This is a genomic window from Aureimonas glaciei, from assembly GCF_014643375.1.
Taxonomy (GTDB): Bacteria; Pseudomonadota; Alphaproteobacteria; order Rhizobiales; family Rhizobiaceae; genus Plantimonas; species Plantimonas glaciei.
Genome location: NZ_BMJJ01000003.1, coordinates 98,836 through 119,200, shown reverse-complemented (window position 1 = coordinate 119,200; position 20,365 = coordinate 98,836). Strand labels below are relative to the sequence as shown.

General features: G+C 68.0%; 16 protein-coding genes. 12 read left to right on the top strand and 4 right to left on the bottom strand.

All coding sequences use genetic code 11. The features are described 5' to 3' along the window. Positions 1 to 474: 474 nt before the first annotated feature. From IEX88_RS07295 to IEX88_RS07280, 4 genes are all read left to right on the top strand, one after another. Complete coding sequence (locus IEX88_RS07295) at positions 475 to 852, top strand: thermonuclease family protein (protein ID WP_188849937.1); 378 nt, start codon at positions 475 to 477, stop codon at positions 850 to 852. Positions 853 to 930: 78 nt separating this feature from the next. Continuing rightward, on the top strand, positions 931 to 1,170 hold the full coding sequence (locus IEX88_RS07290) for a hypothetical protein (RefSeq protein WP_188849936.1): 240 nt from the start codon (positions 931 to 933) through the stop codon (positions 1,168 to 1,170). 270 nt (positions 1,171 to 1,440) lie between these two features. Beyond that, on the top strand, positions 1,441 to 2,355 hold the full coding sequence (locus tag IEX88_RS07285) for a uracil-DNA glycosylase (RefSeq protein ID WP_188849935.1): 915 nt from the start codon (positions 1,441 to 1,443) through the stop codon (positions 2,353 to 2,355). A gap of 462 nt (positions 2,356 to 2,817) precedes the next feature. Further along, complete coding sequence (locus IEX88_RS07280) at positions 2,818 to 4,071, top strand: MFS transporter (RefSeq protein ID WP_188849934.1); 1,254 nt, start codon at positions 2,818 to 2,820, stop codon at positions 4,069 to 4,071. A 99-nt stretch (positions 4,072 to 4,170) separates the two neighbouring features. Here the strand turns inward: IEX88_RS07280 and IEX88_RS07275 are convergent, their stop codons facing one another. Next, complete coding sequence (locus tag IEX88_RS07275) at positions 4,171 to 4,473, bottom strand: hypothetical protein (protein WP_188849933.1); 303 nt, start codon at positions 4,471 to 4,473, stop codon at positions 4,171 to 4,173. On the opposite strand from IEX88_RS07275, the gene ilvD reads away from it, so the two are divergent. Beyond that, a complete protein-coding gene (ilvD, locus tag IEX88_RS07270) occupies positions 4,472 to 6,307 on the top strand; it encodes a dihydroxy-acid dehydratase (RefSeq protein WP_188849932.1) in 1,836 nt (611 codons plus the stop codon). The two genes, IEX88_RS07275 and ilvD, sit on opposite strands and share 2 nt — an antisense overlap. A gap of 91 nt (positions 6,308 to 6,398) precedes the next feature. Here ilvD and IEX88_RS07265 read toward each other — a convergent pair whose 3' ends face one another. From IEX88_RS07265 to IEX88_RS07255, 3 genes are all read right to left on the bottom strand, one after another. Next, complete coding sequence (locus IEX88_RS07265) at positions 6,399 to 6,620, bottom strand: hypothetical protein (protein ID WP_188849931.1); 222 nt, start codon at positions 6,618 to 6,620, stop codon at positions 6,399 to 6,401. 169 nt (positions 6,621 to 6,789) lie between these two features. Continuing rightward, positions 6,790 to 7,734, bottom strand: coding sequence for a DMT family transporter (locus IEX88_RS07260; RefSeq protein ID WP_188849930.1), 945 nt, complete (start codon positions 7,732 to 7,734; stop codon positions 6,790 to 6,792). 312 nt (positions 7,735 to 8,046) lie between these two features. Then, on the bottom strand, positions 8,047 to 10,347 hold the full coding sequence (locus IEX88_RS07255) for a xanthine dehydrogenase family protein molybdopterin-binding subunit (protein WP_188849929.1): 2,301 nt from the start codon (positions 10,345 to 10,347) through the stop codon (positions 8,047 to 8,049). 224 nt (positions 10,348 to 10,571) lie between these two features. Here IEX88_RS07255 and pepN point away from each other — a divergent pair, with 224 nt between their 5' ends. The 7 genes from pepN (at position 10,572) to sseA (ending at position 20,361) form a co-directional block, all read left to right on the top strand. Beyond that, positions 10,572 to 13,220 (top strand): aminopeptidase N, encoded by a 2,649-nt coding sequence (pepN, locus tag IEX88_RS07250; protein WP_188849928.1) that lies wholly within the window; start codon positions 10,572 to 10,574, stop codon positions 13,218 to 13,220. Positions 13,221 to 13,430: 210 nt separating this feature from the next. Then, complete coding sequence (locus IEX88_RS07245; RefSeq protein WP_244639928.1) at positions 13,431 to 15,722, top strand: PAS domain-containing sensor histidine kinase; 2,292 nt, start codon at positions 13,431 to 13,433, stop codon at positions 15,720 to 15,722. A 186-nt stretch (positions 15,723 to 15,908) separates the two neighbouring features. Continuing rightward, on the top strand, positions 15,909 to 17,375 hold the full coding sequence (locus IEX88_RS07240) for a cryptochrome/photolyase family protein (protein WP_188849927.1): 1,467 nt from the start codon (positions 15,909 to 15,911) through the stop codon (positions 17,373 to 17,375). 113 nt (positions 17,376 to 17,488) lie between these two features. Beyond that, positions 17,489 to 18,535 (top strand): cysteine synthase A, encoded by a 1,047-nt coding sequence (locus IEX88_RS07235; protein WP_188849926.1) that lies wholly within the window; start codon positions 17,489 to 17,491, stop codon positions 18,533 to 18,535. Beyond that, positions 18,535 to 19,269, top strand: coding sequence for an alanyl-tRNA editing protein (locus tag IEX88_RS07230; protein WP_188849925.1), 735 nt, complete (start codon positions 18,535 to 18,537; stop codon positions 19,267 to 19,269). The genes IEX88_RS07235 and IEX88_RS07230 overlap by 1 nt, the downstream gene beginning before the upstream one ends. 106 nt (positions 19,270 to 19,375) lie before the next feature. Next, entirely contained in the window at positions 19,376 to 19,504 is a 129-nt protein-coding gene (locus tag IEX88_RS27030) for a hypothetical protein (protein WP_274604579.1), read from the top strand. Beyond that, positions 19,501 to 20,361, top strand: coding sequence for a 3-mercaptopyruvate sulfurtransferase (gene sseA / locus IEX88_RS07225; RefSeq protein ID WP_188849924.1), 861 nt, complete (start codon positions 19,501 to 19,503; stop codon positions 20,359 to 20,361). The genes IEX88_RS27030 and sseA overlap by 4 nt, the downstream gene beginning before the upstream one ends. Positions 20,362 to 20,365: the final 4 nt, after the last annotated feature.

Genomic DNA, 20,365 nt, shown 5'->3' with positions numbered 1-20,365 from the left:
CGGGATGGCCGCTCCCACCGCATGCACAAGGCCAAGGTCTCGCTGCCCGCGGCTGCGCCATCGGCCCCGACCGCTGACCGAAAGGTCCGGCTGTGCGGCATTTGATCTGCCGCCTTTACCATTTCTTCGTCGGACAGGATGCAACCTATCCGAATGTACGACCGACGGCAAACCAACCTGGAATCGATGCGGCCACAGCCACCCGGGGCAAGGCCTTTCGGCTCTTTTCGGATAAGCGACCGGCTCCCACCGCCGCCCAAGCATCCGCAAGGGAAACCGCGCGGTGCAGGGACAACCTTCTGGTTGGTGCTCGGCGCCCTATCGCTTCTGTCCTTCGCGGCTCCCTTCGCCTGGGCACGCGGACCCGAAATTCTTCACTCCCTCCATGCCTACGCCACGACCGCTTTCAGCGCTACGAGCGACGCGTCTCCCGACCTCGTCGCCACCGGTCTTCCCAGCCGGCCTGCGCCCTCCGTGATCGCTCGGTCGGTTCCCGTCTGTTCGGGGGGCGACCGCGCCAAGCGCAAGGTGACCTGTCTGGTCGATGGCGACACGGGCTGGCACGATGGCATGAAGTGGCGAACCGCCGGGATCGACACGCCCGAGATCGACCATGCCGCCTGCCCCCGAGAACGGCAGATCGGCACCCGCGCGCGCGACCGGCTGCGCCAGCTCATGTCGGCCGGCTACGCCCTCGATCGGCAGGGAAGCGACAATCACGGGAGGGCGCTGGTCACCATCACGCTCGGGGACGGGCGCGATGCGGGACAGGTCCTCATCGACGAGGGCCTGTCCCAGGCCTGGCCGAACAGCGGCAATCCCTGGTGCGATCAGGATCGTCGGGCCGGATGACGCTGCCAGTCGGCCGGTGACGCCAAATGGAATTTCCGGACCATACAGGGCCCGGCGGTTTCGTGGCATCATCGCCTGATGAACCAGACCGACGTCCGCATCACCACACCCGATGCCGTCACGCCGCTGCCCGGCGAGGCGACGGCGGGGGTGACAGCCTGGCAGATGGAGAAGATCAAGACAGGGTTGAGGGACGCCGATGCCGGCCGCTTCGCCTCCCCTGCAGATGTGCGGAGCGTGATCCAAAAATTCATCCCCAATGGAAGAACTGCTTTGGACGGACACCGCCGTCCCCATCATGACCAAGAGGCGATGTGAAAGTGCGGGCTAAACGCCTCTCCACTCGTCATCCCGGCCTTGAGCCGGGATCCATGCCGAGGCGCTGGATCCACTATTCCGGTGCAGGCCTGCCTGGCGATCATGCTCCCAGGGTTTGGAATGGATCCCGGGTCAAGCCCGGGATGACGAGCTTTCAGGCTCAGGCTTCGGCATCATGCCCAAGCCTGCATCCAAAGCAATGTATGCATTGCAAGTCCTTCCCCCCCCCCCCGCTTTGCCCGCCGCCCCGCCATACGCTAAGAGAGCCGCATGACCCCGCACCTTCCCCCCGCCAGCCCCCGAGACGCCGCGCTGGCGCTGCTCGAATGGTATGGCGAGGCCGGGATCGACACGATCGTCCTCGACGCGCCGCGCGACCGTTTCGCCGAGACGGCGGCCGAGATCGAGAGCCGGGCGGCGCGGCGGGCGCCCGAAAGCGCGGCACCTTCACGGGACGGGCGCGAGCCCGGGCGGTCCCTGTCTGCCCCCTCGACACCCCGACGCGAGGCGCCCCCCGCGCCGCCGCCGACGGTCGACGGCTTTCCCGCCCTCGCCGTCGCGGTGCCGGACGAGATCGCCGTGGCGGAGGCGCACAGCCGCGCGGCGTCGGCCGCGACGCTCGACGAATTGCGCGAGGCGCTCGCCGGCTTCACCGGCTGCAATCTCCGGCTGACGGCGACGCAGCTCGTCTTCGGCGATGGCAATCCGGACGCCGATGTGATGTTCGTCGGCGAGGCGCCCGGCCGCGAGGAGGACATTGCGGGCGAGCCTTTCGTCGGCAAGTCCGGGCAGCTGCTCAACCGCATGCTCGCCTCGATCGGGCTGGAGCGCGAGGCGGTGCGCGTCACCAATGCCGTGCCGTGGCGGCCGCCCGGCAACCGGCCGCCGACGCCGATCGAGACCGAGATGTGCCTGCCCTTCATCGCCCGCCAGATCGAGCTGGTGAGGCCCAAAATCCTCGTCTGCTTGGGATCGCCGGCCGCCAAGGTGATCCTGAAGACCGACGAGGGTATTTTGCGGCTGCGCGGCACCTGGCATTCCTATGCCTTCGGCCTGCTGCCGGAAGAGACCATCCCGACCCTGCCAATGCTGCACCCGGCCTATCTCCTGCGCCAGCCGGCGCAGAAGAAGCTCGCCTGGCGCGATCTCCTGGCGTTGAAGGCACGGCTTTCCGAACTCGGCTGAGCCGATCAGGGACGGCCTCTGTCCGAATCGCCGACCCGCTCCCGTCCGTCGTCGGGGCGTGACGATTCCGCCGGCCGGAACGCCGCCGTCCGCGATTCCAACTGAGATCGGGCGCCCCGGCGCAGGCCGGCAATGCCGAAGGCGGCCGAGAGCGCCGGCGCCGCGTCATGGCCGCGCAGCCGGCTGCTTGCCCGAGGTGCCAAAGCGAGCCCGAGCCCGCCCCAGGTTCCATCGCGAGCGCGCCGGCGTGTATTCATCTGCGGCCTGGGCGGCGTCCACCGCTTCCGCAAGGCCCCTATGACGCCGGCGCATCGGTCGCGGACTGGCGCCGGGCGGCAATGTCGGATAGCGGTCACGGCAAAGTCGCAAACCCGACGTACCGCGCGCCGCATCGGTCCTAGTCTGAGGCCGGCCGCCCTTCTGCCGCCCCCCGGCAATCCTTCCTGCCCCAAGGCCCTCTTCATGTCCGCGCTGCTGCCGATCGTCTCGCTGCTCATCTCCACCTTCTTCGTGATGGCGGGCGCCGGCCTGCAGGGCATTCTCCTGCCGGTGCGCGGTTCGATCGAGGGCTGGTCGAGCTACGAGATCGGCTTCATGGGCACGGGCTACGCCATCGCCTTCACCGTCGGCTGTCTCGTCGTGCCGCTGATCGTGCGCCAGGCCGGGCATGTCAGGACCTTCTCCAGCCTCTGCGCGCTGCTCGCCATCGGCGTCCTGATGCTGGCGATGATCGTCCACCCCGTCGCCTGGATCCTGATCCGCGGCATTGCCGGCTTCGCGCTGGCCGGCAGCTACATGATCATCGAGAGCTGGCTGAACGAGCGCGTCACCAACGAGACGCGCGGCCGGGTCTTTTCCTTCTACATGATCGTCTCGATGTCGGCGATGATCGGCGGCCAGTACATCATGGCGGCGACGAGCCCCCAGCTGACGACGCCCTTCATGCTCTGCGCCATCCTCTTCGCGCTCGCCGTCATCCCGACGGCGCTGTCGAAGGCGCCCTCGCCGAAACCGCTGACGACGACCTCGCTGGACCTTGCGATGATCTACCGCAACTCGCCGGCCGCCGCCGTCGGCGTGTTCCTCGCGGGAGTCCTGTCGGGCGCCTGGAACAACATGTCGCCGGTGCTCGGCCAGCGTTTTGGCTTCTCGAACACCGAGATCGCCACGCTCTTGGCCGCCACCATGGCCGGCGGCATCGCCTTCCAGTACCCACTCGGCCGGATCTCCGACCGCATGGACCGGCGCTATGTCATGACCGTCGCCGGCCTCGTCGGCGTGGCCATCGCCGTCGTCGGCCTCGCCTTGCGCAGCCACGATCCGCTGGTGCTGTTCGCCATCGCCTTCGGCCTCGGCGGGGTGATCTATCCCGCCTATTCGCTGACCGTCGCGCATGCCAACGACTACGCCAAGCCGGAGGATTTCGTGAAGGTCTCGGGCGGCCTCCTCATCCTCTACGGCTTTGGCACCATGGGCGGCCCGCTGCTCGCCGCCTGGCTGATGGAAACTTTTGGCCCCTCCGGCATCTTCGCCGCGACCGGCACGGCGCACGCCATCTTCGCCGGCTACGCCTACTACCGCACCTTCCGCCGCAACGCCCCGCCGGTCGAGGAACGCGGCGACTTCCGGACGACGCCGCTCGCCCGGACACAGACGCCGGCAAGCTTTGCGCTGGATCCGCGCGCGGATCTGGCGGAGCAGAAACCGGCGGAGTAGGCGCGGCGTTTTCGCCAGCGAGCGGATTGGTTCAAATCCTGATCCGGATCGGCGGCTTCGGCGTCTCGGCGTGGGTCCTCGGGTCAAGCCCGAGGATGACTATGTCGCGAGGGAGCGCTCGACGATTTCCCGGGGTCGGGCGGGATTGCGGTTTAATTCGAAGGACGCAAACCCCTGATGGTAGTCATCCTCGGGCTTGACCCGAGGACCCATGCCGAAGCGTTGAAATAACCGATCCGGATCAGAAAAGCGCTTTTCCGAGAAGAAGATATCATCCCCAACCTTACCTTCGCCGCCACTCTTCTCCGTCGCCCACCCTTTTTGCTGCACTGCAAGATTGGCACCCAGCGCAATCAGGTGTAATCCCCGGTACACCTCGCAGCAGCAGACAGGATGCGTCATGCCCGCCTACCGTTCCCGCACCACCACGCACGGCCGCAACATGGCCGGCGCCCGCGGCCTGTGGCGCGCCACGGGCATGAAGGATGCCGATTTCGGCAAGCCGATCATCGCGGTGGTGAACTCGTTCACGCAGTTCGTGCCGGGCCACGTCCACCTGAAGGACCTCGGCCAGCTCGTCGCGCGCGAAATCGAGGCGGCCGGCGGCGTCGCCAAGGAGTTCAACACCATCGCCGTCGACGACGGCATCGCGATGGGTCACGACGGCATGCTCTACTCGCTGCCCTCGCGCGAGCTGATCGCCGACTCGGTCGAGTACATGGTCAACGCCCACTGCGCCGATGCCATGGTCTGCATCTCCAACTGCGACAAGATCACGCCGGGCATGCTGATGGCGGCGCTGCGGCTCAACATCCCCGTCGTCTTCGTCTCGGGCGGGCCGATGGAGGCCGGCAAGGTGATCTGGCCTGACAACACCGAGAAGAAGCTCGATCTCGTCGATGCCATGGTCGCGGCCGCCGATGAGCGCATCTCCGACGAGGACGTCGCCACCATCGAGCGCTCAGCCTGCCCCACCTGCGGCTCGTGTTCGGGCATGTTCACCGCCAATTCGATGAACTGCCTGACCGAGGCGCTCGGCCTGTCGCTGCCCGGCAACGGCTCGACGCTCGCCACCCATGCCGACCGCCGCCGCCTCTTCGTCGAGGCCGGTCATCTCATCGTCGATCTCGCCAAGCGCCATTACGAGCAGGACGATTTCAGCGTCCTGCCGCGCGCGATCGCGAGCTTTCAGGCCTTCGAAAACGCCATGACGCTCGACATCGCCATGGGCGGATCGACGAACACCGTCCTGCATCTCCTGGCCGCCGCGCACGAGGGCGAGGTCGACTTCACCATGGCCGACATCGACCGGCTGTCGCGCCGCGTGCCGGTGCTGTGCAAGGTCGCGCCCGCCGTCGCCAATGTCCACATGGAGGATGTCCACCGGGCCGGCGGCATGCTCGCCATTCTCGGCGAACTCGACCGCGCCGGCCTGATCCACACCGAGGCCGGCTCGATCCACGCCGAGAATCTCGGCGCGGCGCTCGACCGCTGGGACGTGATGCGCACCGACAGCCGCATGGTCCACGATTTCTACCGCGCGGCGCCCGGCGGCGTGCCGACGCAGGTCGCCTTCAGCCAGGAGCGCCGCTTCGACACGGTCGACTCGGACCGCGAGACCGGCGTCATCCGCAATCTCGAGCACGCCTATTCCACCGATGGGGGCCTTGCCGTGCTCTACGGCAATCTCGCCGAGGACGGCTGCATCGTGAAGACGGCCGGCGTCGACGCCTCGGTCCTCACCTTCTCCGGCCCGGCGCGCATCTTCGAGAGCCAGGATTCCTCCGTCCAGGCGATCCTGACCAACAAGATCAATCCCGGCGACGTGGTGCTGATCCGCTATGAAGGCCCGCGCGGCGGCCCGGGCATGCAGGAAATGCTCTATCCCACGAGCTATCTGAAGTCGAAGGGCCTGGGGAAGGCCTGCGCCCTCGTCACCGACGGGCGTTTTTCCGGCGGCTCCTCGGGCCTCTCCATCGGCCATGTCTCGCCGGAAGCGGCCGAGGGCGGCACGATCGGGCTGGTCGAAGAGGGCGACATCATCGAGATCGACATCCCGAACCGCAAGATCCATCTCGCGGTCGAGGACGCCGTGCTCGCCGAACGCCGCCAGGCGCAGGCCGAGAAGGGTTTCCACCCGGCCGAGATCCGCAAGCGCAAGGTGACGACGGCGCTGAAGGCCTACGCGAAGTTCGCCACCAGCGCCGCCCGCGGCGCGGTGCGCCAGCTCGACTGACGGGAGAGGAAGCCGCCGGAACGGCGGATGCTTGCCGGTCTCATGCGGGGCCGGTCTCGGGCGGGACCGGGTCTCGAGCGGCGGCTGGAGCTCAGCCGCCGTTCAGGCGGCGGCTGTATTCCCGCGCCATCGCTTCCTGGTTCGCCCGCTCCTTCTCCGCCTTGTTCAGGTCATGGACCTCGCGCGCCTTCTCGATTTCCGAGGGGGGCGCGAAGGCAATGACGCTGCCGAGCAGTCCGACGCCGGCGAGCATGGCGAAGCCCACCGCCAGCTTGCCGGCCAGCGTGAATTCATCGTTGTTCCGAAATTTCATAAGGACACCTTCCCGCTACGACGGGACCCGTTTGCCTTGCCTTCGTTAACACCTGCTGAACGGCAGCCCGGCAATCCACGCCATCGGCAAAAAACCTGTCTTTTCACCAGCTTGCCGCGGATTCTACCAGCTCAGTGGCGCTCTTGCGCGGCGTTCGAAGCGCCCTTTGCTAGCCCGGCGGCGGCGAGACCTTGCGCGCCTTGCCGCGTTCGATGCCGAGGCGGCGTTCGCGGTAGATGATGTAGATCCCCGCGCCGACGACGATCAGGCCGCCGAGCAGCGTCGTCGCCGAGACCTCCTCGCCGAACAGGAACCAGCCGATCGCGATGGCGAGGATCAGCGAAGTGTATTCGAAGGGCGCGATGGTCGAGGCGTCGGCCTGGCGGTAGCAGGCGGTCAGAAGCAGCTGGCCGACGCCGCCGCACAATCCGGACAGGACGAGGAACAGCGTCTGCTCGCCCGTCGGCATTACCCAGCCGAAGGGGATGGACAGAAGCGCGATGCCGCTCGAGGTCAGCGAGAAGTAGATGACGATGGTCGCGGTCTTCTCGCGCCGCACCAGGCGACGGATCTGGATCATCGCGACGGCGGCGACGACCGAGGAGGCGAGCGCGGCGAGGATGCCGATGGTTTCACCCGTCTCCAGGCCCGCGCCCATCAGCGTCAGTTTCGGCAGCGACACGACCATGATGCCGACCAGCCCGACGATCACCGCCGTCCAGCGGTACAGCCGCACCACCTCCTTGAGGAAGACCGCCGCGAAGACCACCGTCAACAGCGGCGCGGCATAGGTGATCGAGATCCATTCGGGATAGGGCAGCTTGGTCAGCGCGAAGAAGCCGAGCGACATCGAGGTGACGCCGATGAGGCCGCGGCCGAGATGGCCGGGGAGATCGTCGGTCTTCAGCGCCGTCCTGAGGTCGCCGAGCCAGGCGAGATAGGCGACGACCGGAATCAGCGCGAAGAACGAGCGGAAGAAGACGATCTGGCCGGCGGGAATGCCCTCACCCGCCAACTTGATGGACGTCTGCATGCCGACGAAGACGACCACGGAGATGATCTTGAGGAGGATTCCGCGCGTCGGATTGGGGGCCGTCGCGATCGCTCTGTCCATGGGACGTCATGCCTTCCGGACGCCCCGATAGGGAATGTCCTTCGTCAGCGGCTTCTCCGGCTCGTCATCCCGGGCTTGGGATCCATTCCGAGACGTGTCCGGAATGCCGCAGAGAAGAGGCCGAGGTCGCACGAACGCATGTCCCGTCCGGCGGTTTGGAATGGATCCCGGGTCAAGCCCGGGATGACGAACCCGGACAGGTCCGGGATGGCGAAGCGGTGGATGCGAAACCGCGCCAGGAGCTTCGATCGAAGTCGCGCGCCTGTGATGGCACGCGGCCCTCGCCCGAAGCTGACCTGTCCGGCGGGCGCGTCAGCCCGCGGCGTTCAACGCTTCCCAGACCCGCAGGGGCGTCGCCGGCATGTCGAGATGGCCGGCCCCGGCATGGCGCAGTGCGTCCTGGACGGCATTCATCACCGCCGGGGCCGCGCCGATCGTGCCGGCCTCGCCCGCGCCCTTGATGCCGAGGGCGTTGGTGGTCGACGGCACGTTGCGGGTCTTGAAGTCGAAGAAGGGAAAGTCGCCGGCGCGCGGCATGGCGTAGTCCATGAAGCTGGCGGTGACGAGCTGTCCTTCCGCATCGTAGACGGCGTTCTCGACCAGCGCCTGGCCGATACCCTGCGCCACGCCGCCGTGGATCTGGCCGGCGAGGAGGATCGGGTTCACCGTCACGCCGAAATCGTCGACGATGGTGTAGCGGGAAAGCTTCACCGCGCCGGTCTCTTCCTCGATCTCGACCTCGGCGACATGCGTGCCGTTCGGGTAGGTCGCTTCCGTCTGCTTGAACTCGCCGACTGCCTTCAGGTCGTCGGCCGATTTGGCGAGCGCGGCCAGCGCGGCGAAGCCGATAGCGCGGTCGGTGCCGACGATGCGGGCTTCGCCGCCCTCGAGCTCGATGTCGCCGGCGGCCGATTCCAGCTCGTCCGCGGCGAGTTTCCGCAGCTTGTCGGCGAGGCTCTCCGACGCGCGGCGCACCGATACGGCGCCGAGCGGGATCGAGCGCGAGCCGCCGGTGCCGCCGCCGGTCGGCGTGTCGTCGGTGTCGCCCTGGCGCACGTCGATCATGTCGTAGTCGAGCTTCAAAGCCTCGCCGACGAACTGCGCATAGGCCGTGGCGTGCCCCTGGCCGTTCGACTGCGTGCCGATCTTCAGCTCAACCCGTCCGGACGGCATCAGCTCGACATAGGCCGGCTCGGAGCCGGGGAAGGCGCAGGCCTCGACATAGGTGGCAAGGCCGATGCCGAGCAGTTTCCCCTCGGCCTTGGCGGCCACGCGGCGGGACTCGAAGCTCTCCCAATCGGCCTGGCGCATCGCCTCTGTCAGGTGGCCGGAAAAGTCGCCGGTGTCGTACATGCGGCCGAGCGGGGTGGTGTAGGGCAGCTGGTCCGGCCGGATGAAGTTGCGGCGGCGGATCTCGTCGCGGCCGAGGCCCATCTCGATGGCGCAGGAATCGACCAGGCGCTCGATCAGATAGGCCGCTTCCGGACGCCCGGCGCCGCGATAGGCGTCGATCGGCACGGTATTGGTGTAGTAGGAGTGGCAGTCGACGTCGACGACGGGGATGTCGTAGAGGCCGGTCGCCATCGACATGCCGAACCAGGGAATCATCGGGCCGTATTGCGAGGAATAGGCGCCGAGATTGGCGTGCAGATCGATCTGCAGGCCGAGGAATTTTCCGTCCTTGTCCATCGCCATGCGCGCCGACACGACGTTGTCGCGGCCATGCGTGTCGGAGACGAAATGCTCGGAGCGGTCGGCGGTGCACTTCACCGGCGCGCCGAGGCGCTCGGCCGCGACCAGGACCAGCGCGTGCTCGCGGTAGAGGAAGGCCTTGGTGCCAAAACCGCCGCCGACATCGCGGGTGACGACGCGGATCTTGTCCTTGCCGACCTTCAGCACGTCCTCGGCCAGCGTGTCGCGCATGCCGTGGACGCCCTGGCTGCCGGTGGTCAGCAGATACTTGCCGCTGGCGGCATCGTATTCGCCGACGGCGGAACGCACTTCCATGTAGTTGCAGACCAGGCGGTTCTGCACGAGCTCGATGGCGGTGACATGGGCGGCCTCGACGAAGGCGGCCTGCACCTTCGCCTTGTCGCCCTCGTGCATCACGCCGGCGACGTTGCTCGGCTTGTTCTCCCAGACCTTCGGCGCACCCTCGCGGCGCGCCGCGGCGATGTCGGACACGGCCGGCAGCGGCGTGTACTCGATCTCGAACAGCTCGGCCGCGTCGCGCGCCTGCATCGCCGTCTCGGCGACGACGAAGGCGACGGCGTCGCCGACGTGGCGGACCGTATCCCGGCACAGCATCGGCGTGTCGCGCGGGTCGAACTTCGACCCGTCGGCCTGACCGACCAGCGCCTGGCAGGGCAGCTCGCCGAGATCGGCGATGTCGGCATGGGTGAGGACGAGCCGCACGCCGGGCGCCTCGCGCACGGCAGCGAGATCGCCGACGACGAAGGTGGCATGCGCATAGGGCGAGCGCACCACGACGGCGTGCAGCAGCCCTTCGCGCGTCTCGTCGTCCGTATACTGGCCGTTGCCGCGGATGAAGGCGTCGTCTTCCTTGCGCAGCACGGAAGCGCCGAGACCGAATTTCGGCGTCATGATGGTCATGCGGGAGGCTCCTTGAACGCGCCGCGGTACGCTGTCGGGAAGCGCGACCGGCGGCAGGCCCGAAACGGGCGAAGACGAGACGACAATAGGTATGGTGCAAATCGCTTCGCGTCGAGACCGAATGCTTCCGCCTGCGAATGATCGCGGCGGCCGCGCCGATTGGCAAATCTGTTGCCAGCGTCTATCCCCGGGAAAAACCCGATGATTTCCGAAGGACTTCCCTCATGCTTCGACCCGATCAGGACCAGGTCATCCGCCTGACGGACTATCGCCCGACAGACTTCCAGCTCGCCACGGTCGACATGCGGGTGCAGCTGTTTGCCGAACACGCCGATGTTCTGACGGTGCTCCAGCTGGAGCGCCGCGCCGGCGCGCCGGCGACCGCCGACCTCGTGCTCGACGGCGACGAGCTCGCCCTCGTCTCTCTCGCCCTCGACGGAACGCCCGTCGACCCGTCGCAGTATGACGCGACGCCGCAGGGCCTGACGATCCGCGGCCTGCCGGAAAGCGGCAGCTTCACCTTGGCCATCGAGACCCGGCTGCAGCCGCAGCTGAACACCCAGCTGATGGGGCTCTACCGCTCCGGCGGCGTCTGGTGCACGCAGTGCGAGGCCGAGGGCTTTCGCCGCATCACCTATTTCCTCGACCGGCCCGACGTGCTGGCGACCTACCGCGTGCGCGTCGAGGCCGACAAGGCCGAGGCGCCGGTGCTCCTGTCCAACGGCAATCCGGCCGAGCACGGCCTTCTCGACGGCGGCCGCCACTTCGCCGTCTGGGACGATCCCTTCCCGAAGCCGTCCTATCTCTTCGCCCTCGTCGCCGGCGACCTCGACCGGCTCGGCGACCACTTCACCACCATGAGCGGCCGGCGCGTCGCGCTCGACATCTACACGGAGAAGGGCCGCGCCCATGAGGCGCTCTACGCCATGGACGCGCTGAAGCGTTCGATGGTCTGGGACGAGCAGCGTTTCGGCCGCGAATACGATCTCGACGTCTTCTCCATCGTCGCCATCTCCGACTTCAACATGGGGGCGATGGAGAACAAGGGCCTCAACGTCTTCAACCACAAATACGTGCTTCTGGACTCCGAGACCGCCACCGACGGCGACTATGCCGGCGTCGAGACCGTGATCGCGCACGAATACTTCCACAACTGGACCGGCAACCGCATCACCTGCCGCGACTGGTTCCAGCTCTGCCTGAAGGAAGGCCTGACCGTTTACCGCGACCAGGAATTCTCGGCGGACGAGCGCTCCGCCGCGGTCAAGCGCATCGCGTCGGTGCGCGGGCTCACGGCGCACCAGTTTCCGGAAGACCAGGGCCCGCTGCAGCATCCGGTGCGACCGAGCGAGTACCGCGAGATCTCCAACTTCTACACCGCGACGATCTACGACAAGGGCGCGGAACTGGTGCGGATGATCGCCACCATCGTCGGCCAGGCAGGCTTTCGCGCCGGCATGGACCTCTATTTTGCGCGTCATGATGGGGATGCCGCGACGATCGAGGATTTCCTCGCCTGCTTCGTCGAAGCCACCGGCGCCGATCTCACCCAGTTCGCGCTCTGGTACAGCCAGGCCGGCACCCCCGTGCTCAAGGTGGAAGAGCGTTTCGACGCGGACCGGGGCGAGCTGACGCTGACGCTCGGCCAGCATCTGGCGCAGGGACCGGCCGGCACCGGCACGCTGCCGATGCACATTCCCGTGCGCTTCGGCCTCGTCGGCGCCAATGGCCAGGACCTCGTGCCGGCGCCGCGCGACGGCGCGCCGGTCGAGGGCGACGTCATCCATCTGCGCGACGCGGAGACGACCATCGTCTTCGAGGGCTTGGGCGAGCGTCCCTATCTGTCGATCCTGCGCGACTTCTCCGCCGCGGTAGCGCTGCGCACCAGCCAGCGCGAGCGCGACCGGCTGGCGCTCGCCCGCCTCGACGGCAATCCGTTCAACCGCTGGCGCGCCCTCTCCGACCTCGTCGGCGAGGCGCTGCAGGCCGCCACCATCGACGCCCGCGGCGGCAACCCGGTGCGCCTCAACCCCGCCATCGCCGAGGCGCTGATCGCCACGGCGCTGGACGAGACGCTGGAGCCGGCGCTGCGGGCGCAGGCGCTGTCGCTGCCGAGCGAGGCGGACATCGCCCGGCTGCTAGGGGAGAACGTCGATCCGGACGCCATCCACATCGCCCGCGATGCCGTGGTCACGGCGATCGGGCGGCAGGGCGAAAAGCGCTTCGCGCCGCTCTTTGCCGGCCTCGCGCGCCAAGGCGCGTTTTCGCCGGATGCCGATAGCGCCGGCCGCCGGGCGCTGGCCTCGGTGCTGCTCGACTTTCTCCTGGCCGCCAGCGGCACGCCGGATCGCGCGGTGCAGCAGTTCCGGACGGCCGACAACATGACCGAGCAGTTCGCGGCGCTGACGATGCTCTGCCACCGCTTCCCCGAGGACGACGCGACGCGCGACGCGCTCGCCGCCTTCTACAGCCGTTTCGAGACCAACGCCCTCGTCATCGACAAATGGTTCTCGCTGCAGGCGACCGTGCCCTCGCCTTCGGCGCTCGCAACGGTGCGGGCGCTGACCGCCCATCCCGCCTTCCGCCTCGCCAATCCGAACCGCGCGCGCGCGCTCATCGGTGCTTTTGCCGCCGGCAACCAGATCGGCTTCAACCGCGCGGACGGGGCCGGTTACGCTTTCGTGGCGGAAATGATTCAGGCCCTCGACGAACTCAATCCGCAGGTCGCCGCGCGCATCGCCACGGCCTTCCGGTCCTGGCGCTGTTTCGACAGCGGACGGCGCGAGAAGGCCCGCGCTGCTTTGGCTCAACTCTCTGAGATGAAAGGTCTTTCGACTGACGTTAAGGATATTGTTGAAAGATCCCTGCGCTAATTGACTCTCGGTCAGCAACGGAGATTCACGATCCATTAAGTTATGGACAAGGTGATTCGTGTCTGATCAAGTGGCACTGATTCGGATGTGCGGCATACGAATCGCCGAGGGGTAATACACATGTCTGAAGCGATGGGTGCGGACGCGTCACGCGTGCCGGCAGGGGGACGCTTGTCTCGAATCGATGGCCTGCTGAAAGCGAAGAGCGGAATGGCGAGAGGCCTGAGATCCAAGGCCGTACGGCGCTTCCAGACGCTCGGCGACGCCGAGCCGACGCTGCGCCGGGCCATCCCGATCATGATCGTCGGCTTCCTGGCGATCCTGGCCGTCGCCCGCTTCATCTCCCTCATGGAAGAGCGCCAGGTCATCGAAACCGCCGCCAGCCAGACGCTGCGGCTCGGCGCCAGCCTGGTCCGGGCCGAACAGCAGGCGCCCGGCACGCCGTCGAACCCCGATCATGCCGCCATCGCCGCGAACGAGGCCGTCGAGCTTCTCACCAGCGCCGTGCCGCGGGAACTGGCCGAGGACGGCCGCTTCGTCGTCATCGCCGACCCCTCGGGCGAGATCGTCGCCACCCTCCCCGGCTACGAGCGCTATGTCGGACAGAACCTGTCCAACCTGTTCGGCGGCATCCAGCCGCTGCTGATGTTCGGCGAGCGCGCCGGCCTGCTGCGCACCCGCCTCGACGGCGACAGCGCGCTGGTGGCCAATGCCACGCTGGCCGAGCCGCTGGGTTCGGTGACCTTCATCCAGAAGGAGAGCGACCTCTTCGCCGAGTGGCGCAGCACGGTCTCGGTCAACGTCACCTTCTTCGCCCTCACCAGCCTCATCATGCTGGTCATCCTCTACGCCTATTTCCGCCAGTCGATGCGCACGAGAGAGGCGGACGAGCTCTATCTCACCACGCATCAGCGCGTCGACACGGCGCTCTCGCGCGGCCGCTGCGGCCTGTGGGACTGGGACCTGTCGCGCGGCCGCATGTACTGGTCGCGATCGATGTACGAAATCCTGGAAATGCCGGCCCAGGACGGCGTCCTGTCCTTCGGCGACGTCGCCCATTTGATGCATCCCGAGGACGGCAGCCTGTTCACCATCGCCCGCGCCATCGCCTCGGGCAAGATCGTCAACCTCGACCGCTCCTTCCGCATGCGCCGCAGCGACGGCGCCTATATCTGGCTCCGGGCCCGCGCCGAAATCACCCGCAATGCCGACAACGAGATCCACGTCATCGGCGTCGCCGTGGATGTCACCGAGCAGCAGGCGCTGGCGCGCCGCACCGACGAAGCCAACACCCGCCTCCACAACGCCGTCGAGAACATTTCCGAGAGCTTCGTCCTGTGGGACAGCCGCGGCCGGCTCGTCCTGTGCAACGACCAGTACCAGGAAGTCTACGGCCTGCCGGACGCCGCCGTCGTGCCGGGCGCCCCCTTCGAGGAGGTCAATGCCCGCGCCCGCAAGCCGATCGAGACGCGCAGCATCACCAGCCCCACCTTCGTCGCCGGCGAGCGCGTCACCGAGGTCATGCTGGCCGACGGCCGCTGGCTGCAGGTTTCCGAACGCCAGACCTCGGACGGCGGCTTCGTCTCCATCGGCACCGACATCACCCAGATCAAGATGAACCAGGAGCGCCTCTACGATTCCGAGCGCCGGCTGATGGCGACGATCGACGACCTCTCCGTCGCCCGCCGCGACGCCGAGGCCAAGGCGCGCCAGTTGTCCCTGGTGAACGCCTCCTACATCGTCGAGAAGGAGCGGGCCGAGGCCGCCAACCGCGCCAAGACCACCTTCCTCGCCAATATGAGCCACGAGCTGCGCACGCCGCTGAACGCCATCATCGGTTTTTCCGAGATCATGCGCGAGGGCTCCTTCGGCCCGATCGGCTGCCCGAAATACACCGAATACGCCTCCGACATCCACGACAGCGGCCACTATCTCCTGAAGCTGATCAACGACATTCTCGACATGTCGAAGATCGAGGCCGGCCGCCTGCTTCTGTCGCGCGAACCGATCAACCTGGCCGACATCATCGGCGAGGCGACAAAGATCGTCGAGGTCCAGGCCGAGCGGAAGGCGCTGACGCTCGTCACCGCTTTGCCCGAGCGCCTCTCGCTCGCAGCCGACCGGCGCGCCACCAAGCAGATCCTGCTCAACCTCCTCGCCAATGCCATCAAGTTCACCGATCCCGGCGGCCGCATCGAAATGCGCGCGCGTCAGGTGCAGGGTGCCGCGCTCATTACCATTTCCGATACCGGCATCGGCATCCCGAAGGAGTCGCTGAAGAGCCTCGGACGTCCCTTCGAGCAGGTCGAGAACGAGCTGACGCGCACCAACAAGGGCACCGGCCTCGGCCTCGCCATCGCCCGCTCGCTCGTCGAGCTGCACGGCGGCCGCATGCGCATCGCCTCGACCGTCGGCGTCGGCACCGTGGTCTCGGTGCGCATGCCGCTCGACGGCCGCGCCCGCGCCGCCGGCCCCGAGAGCGTCCGCGCCAGGGCCGCCTAACCCACTCCATCGCGACGACCGCGGGTCCCGGACGACACCGGCTGCGGCCCGCTCGGCGCGCGCCCGTGCCGGCCGGATGACGGGGGCGTGATCGCGGCGGGGGCCGCGCGCCGCCCTTTGCCCCTGTCAGGGGCCGATGCGAGCCTTAGCTTGCTGACGACCTCCGGCCGCCGACAAGCGAGACTCATGAAATCCGCTGAAGACACCTCCCCCATCCTCGTCTGGCTGCGCGACGATCTGAGACTAGACGACAATCCCGCCCTCGCCGAAGCCTGCCAGACGGGCCGGCCGGTCGTGGTGCTGTTCATCCTCGAGGATGAGGGCCCGCGGCCGCTCGGCGGCGCCCATTTGTGGTGGCTCCACCATTCGCTGACCGCCTTTTCCGAGGCGATCGAAAAACTCGGCGGCCGGCTGATCCTGCGCCGGGGCTCGGCCGCGCAAATCGTTCCCGCGGTGCTGGAGGAGGCGAGCGCGACGGCGCTCTGGTTCAACCGCCGCTACGAGGAAGACGCGGTGGCGCGCGACGACGACATCGCCGCCGGGCTGGAGGACATCGACGTCCAGCGCTTTCGCGCCCACATCCTGCACGACCCCTCGGCGGTGAAGACCAAGACGGGCAACAGCTACCGCGTCTACACGCCGTTCTGGAAGACGCTGTCGGCGAGCGGCGAGCCGCGCGAGCCTTTGGATCCGCCGAAACGCATCGTGCCGCCCGCCGGCAAGGGGCCGAGCTCGGACACGCTGGCGGCATGGAAGCTCTTGCCGACGCGGCCCGACTGGTCGGGGGGCCTTGGCCAGGCCTGGACGCCCGGCGAGGCGGCGGCCCGGAAAAGCTTCGAGGCGTTCTGCGAGGCGCGGCTGAAGGGCTATGACGAGGGCCGCGACCTCCCCGCCGAGGACGCGACCTCGCGCATGTCGCCGCATCTGCGTTTTGGCGAGATCTCGCCCTTCCGGCTCTGGCACATGGCGCAGACCGCCGCCGGCCACCGCAAGGTGCCCGCGGGCGACCTCGAGCGCTACGAGAAGGAGCTGGTCTGGCGCGACTTCAATTATCACCTGCTCACGCATTTCGGCCCGCTCGCCGAGCGCAACTTCGATCCCCGCTTCGACGCCTTCCCCTGGCGCGAGGCGCCGGAGGAGCTGAAGGCGTGGCAGCAAGGGCGCACGGGCTATCCGCTCGTCGATGCGGCGATGCGCCAGCTCTGGCAGACAGGCTGGATGCACAATCGCATGCGCATGGTCACCGCCTCCTTCCTGGCCAAGCATCTCCTCATCGACTGGCGCCTGGGCGAGAAGTGGTTCTGGGACACGCTGGTCGACGGCGACCCCGCCAGCAATGCCTCGCAGTGGCAGTGGGTGGCGGGCTCGGGCGCCGACGCCCAGCCTTTCTTCCGCATCTTCAACCCGATGACCCAGAGCCGGAAATTCGACCCCGCCGGCGCCTATATCCGCCGCTTCGTGCCGGAACTCGCCGACCTCTCCGACAAGGCGATCCACGCGCCCTGGGAGGAGGACACGGCGACGCTGACGAGGGCCGGCGTGAGGCTCGGCACGACCTACCCCCGGCCGATCGTCGACCACGCCGCGGCGAGGGCCCGCGCGCTCGACGCCTTCAAGACGATGCAGGGAGAGGCGCACGCGGACGCCGTCTGACGCTGCGCACGCAAAAACCATCCTCGCAAGGCCGTGCGACCGGTCGTCTGATCCTTGCCATGCCCCCGTCCGGGCCATAGGTTCCGCCCAACCCTCATGCGAACAGGCGCCTTATGTCCCGACATACCAATGTTCTCGACGCCATCGGCAACACCCCGCTGATCCGCCTGAAGCGGGCCTCCGAGGAGACCGGCTGCGAGATCTACGGCAAAGCGGAGTTCCTCAATCCCGGCCAGTCGGTGAAGGACCGGGCCGGTCTCTTCATCATCCGCGACGCCGAGGAGAAGGGCCTGATCCAGCCGGGCGGGCTGATCGTCGAGGGCACCGCCGGCAATACCGGCATCGGCCTCGCCCTCGTCGCCAACACGCTCGGCTATCGCACCGTCATCGTCATCCCGGAGACGCAGAGCGAGGAAAAGAAGGACGCGCTGCGGCTGATGGGCGCCGAGCTGATCGAAGTGCCGGCCGTCCCCTACAAGAACCCCAACAACTACGTGAAGCTGTCCGGGCGCCTCGCCGCGCAGCTGGCCTCCTCGCATCCGCAGGGCGCGATCTGGGCCAACCAGTTCGACAACACCGCCAACCGCGACGGCCATGTCGTGACCACCGCCGAGGAGATCTGGCACGCCACCGGCGGCGAGATCGACGGCTTCATCTGCGCGGTCGGCACCGGCGGCACGCTGGCCGGCACCGCCATGGGCCTGAAGCGCCGCTCCGGCCATATCAAGATCGGCCTCGCCGATCCGATGGGCGCGGCGCTCTACAGCTATTACACGACGGGCGAGCTGAAGTCGGAGGGCTCGTCGATCACCGAGGGCATCGGCCAGGGCCGCATCACCGCCAATCTCGAAGGCTTTGCGCCCGATTTCGCCTACCAGGTGCCGGACGAGGAAGCGGTTAGAATTGTCTTCGACCTCGTCGGCGAGGAAGGCCTGTGCCTCGGCGGCTCCTCGGGCGTCAACATCGCCGGCGCGATCCGCATGGCGCGGGAGATGGGCCCCGGGCACACCATCGTGACCATCCTCTGCGACTACGGCAACCGCTACCAGTCGAAACTGTTCAACCCGGAATTCCTGCGCTCCAAGGGCCTGCCGACGCCGGCATGGCTGGAGGCGAAGGGGCCGCCCGCCTTCGACATCCCCTTCGAACCGGTGCCGTGATGGACACGGTCCAGGCCTACCAGGACGACGCCTATCTCTCGACCATGGAGGCGACACTCCTGCGCCTCGACGGCGAGGACGGGCTCGTCTTTGACGCCACCAATTTCTACGCCTCGGGCGGCGGCCAGCCCGGCGACACCGGTTTCGTCGAGACGGCGGACGGCCGGCAGATCCCGATCCTCGATACCGTCTATGCCGCCGACCGCGCCGCCATCGTCATGCGCGCCGAGCCGGGGGCCGCCCTGCCTGCGCCCGGCGAGACGCTGGTGCTGCATGTCGACTGGCAGAAGCGCTACAGGATGATGCGCATGCACACGGCGCTGCATCTCCTCACCGTCGTCTGCCCTTTTCCGGTGACCGGCGCGGCCGTCGGGCCGGAGGAGAGCCGTATCGACTTCGACATTCCCGATGCCGATCTCGACAAGGCGGGCGTCACCGCCGCGCTGATGGCGCTGGTCGAGGCCAATCACCCGGTCTTCACCCGCTGGATCACCGATGCCGAGCTCGACGCCGATCCGGGCCTCGTCAAATCCGCCAATGTCCGCCCGCCGCGCGGCACCGGGCGCATCCGGCTCGTCTGCATCGGCGAGGACGCCAGCGTCGATACCCAGCCCTGCGGCGGTACGCATGTGCTGGAGACGCAGGAGATCGGTGCGGTCCACATCGGCAAGATCGAGAAGAAGGGCAAGGCCAACCGCCGCCTGCGCCTGCGCTTCGGCCCGCTTCCCGCCTGATGGTCCCGAGATAGGCTTGCCGCCGGCCCGTCCGCGGGCCTATCACCACTGCCGGGAACAGGCAGTTGGCCGAATTGCCCTTTGGCCCCGCCCCCGGTGTTTCCGCATGATCTGGAAAGAAGGTGGCCGCCTTTTGCAGATCATGCACCGGTTTGGCGCGATCCTGCGTTTATCCCTTGCCGTCATGACAGTGCCGGCGGCCCGGTTTCCCCTTCGTTCAGAGAAGATCGCATGATCCAGTCCCCTCTCCTGATCTCGCCCGACGACCTCGCCGCCCGCCTCGGCGAGCCCGGCCTTCGCATCGTCGACGCTTCCTGGTACCTGCCGGCGCAGAACCGCGCGGCGCGGGCCGAGTTCGAGGCCGGGCATGTGCCGGGCGCCGTGTTCTTCGACCAGGACGCCGTCGTCGCACCCGGCTCGCCGCTGCCGCACACGCTTCCGCCCGCCGAGGTCTTCGCCGCGGCCGCCGGCGCGCTCGGCATCGTCGAGACCGATACGATCGTCGTCTATGACGGTCTCGGCCTGTTCTCCGCTCCCCGCGTCTGGTGGATGTTCCGCACGTTCGGCGCCCGCAAGGTGCTGCTGCTCGACGGCGGCTTCCCCGCCTGGACGGCCGGCGGATTTCCGGTCGAGACGGGCGCAGCAATGCCCGCCGCGGCGACCTTCACCGCCGCCTTCGACGCCTCCGCCGTCGCCACGATGGACGAGGTTCGCGGTCATGTCGCCGCGCGCGACACGCAGATCGCCGACGCCCGTCCGCTCGATCGGTTCGCCGCCGAGGTGCCCGAGCCGCGCGCTGGCGTTCGCGCCGGCCACATGCCGGGCGCCCGTTCCCTGCCGATTGGGCTCCTGGCCGAGAACGGCCGGCTGAAATCGCCGGAAGCGCTGCGCGACGTCTTCGCCGCGGCCGGCGTCGATCCCGGCCAGCCCGTCATCACCACCTGCGGCTCGGGCGTCACCGCCGCCGTCATCAGCCTGGCGCTGGAGGCGGTCGGCAACCGCTCGTCGAAACTCTACGACGGCTCGTGGACGGAATGGGGCTCGGCCCCGGACACGCCGGTCGAGACCGGGCGCCCGGACGCGAAGGGGTGATCCG

What these genes read in the sequence shown, in the direction of transcription:
- IEX88_RS07290 (WP_188849936.1), top strand. Translation starts at nt 931, where the DNA reads ATGAACCAGACCGACGTCCGCATCACCACACCCGATGCCGTCACGCCG.
- IEX88_RS07285 (WP_188849935.1), top strand. Translation starts at nt 1,441, where the DNA reads ATGACCCCGCACCTTCCCCCCGCCAGCCCCCGAGACGCCGCGCTGGCG.
- IEX88_RS07280 (WP_188849934.1), top strand. Translation starts at nt 2,818, where the DNA reads ATGTCCGCGCTGCTGCCGATCGTCTCGCTGCTCATCTCCACCTTCTTC.
- ilvD (WP_188849932.1), top strand. Translation starts at nt 4,472, where the DNA reads ATGCCCGCCTACCGTTCCCGCACCACCACGCACGGCCGCAACATGGCC.
- IEX88_RS07275 (WP_188849933.1), bottom strand. Translation starts at nt 4,473, where the DNA reads ATGACGCATCCTGTCTGCTGCTGCGAGGTGTACCGGGGATTACACCTG.
- IEX88_RS07265 (WP_188849931.1), bottom strand. Translation starts at nt 6,620, where the DNA reads ATGAAATTTCGGAACAACGATGAATTCACGCTGGCCGGCAAGCTGGCG.
- IEX88_RS07260 (WP_188849930.1), bottom strand. Translation starts at nt 7,734, where the DNA reads ATGGACAGAGCGATCGCGACGGCCCCCAATCCGACGCGCGGAATCCTC.
- IEX88_RS07255 (WP_188849929.1), bottom strand. Translation starts at nt 10,347, where the DNA reads ATGACCATCATGACGCCGAAATTCGGTCTCGGCGCTTCCGTGCTGCGC.
- pepN (WP_188849928.1), top strand. Translation starts at nt 10,572, where the DNA reads ATGCTTCGACCCGATCAGGACCAGGTCATCCGCCTGACGGACTATCGC.
- IEX88_RS07245 (WP_244639928.1), top strand. Translation starts at nt 13,431, where the DNA reads ATGGCGAGAGGCCTGAGATCCAAGGCCGTACGGCGCTTCCAGACGCTC.
- IEX88_RS07240 (WP_188849927.1), top strand. Translation starts at nt 15,909, where the DNA reads ATGAAATCCGCTGAAGACACCTCCCCCATCCTCGTCTGGCTGCGCGAC.
- IEX88_RS07235 (WP_188849926.1), top strand. Translation starts at nt 17,489, where the DNA reads ATGTCCCGACATACCAATGTTCTCGACGCCATCGGCAACACCCCGCTG.
- IEX88_RS07230 (WP_188849925.1), top strand. Translation starts at nt 18,535, where the DNA reads ATGGACACGGTCCAGGCCTACCAGGACGACGCCTATCTCTCGACCATG.
- IEX88_RS27030 (WP_274604579.1), top strand. Translation starts at nt 19,376, where the DNA reads ATGATCTGGAAAGAAGGTGGCCGCCTTTTGCAGATCATGCACCGGTTT.
- sseA (WP_188849924.1), top strand. Translation starts at nt 19,501, where the DNA reads ATGATCCAGTCCCCTCTCCTGATCTCGCCCGACGACCTCGCCGCCCGC.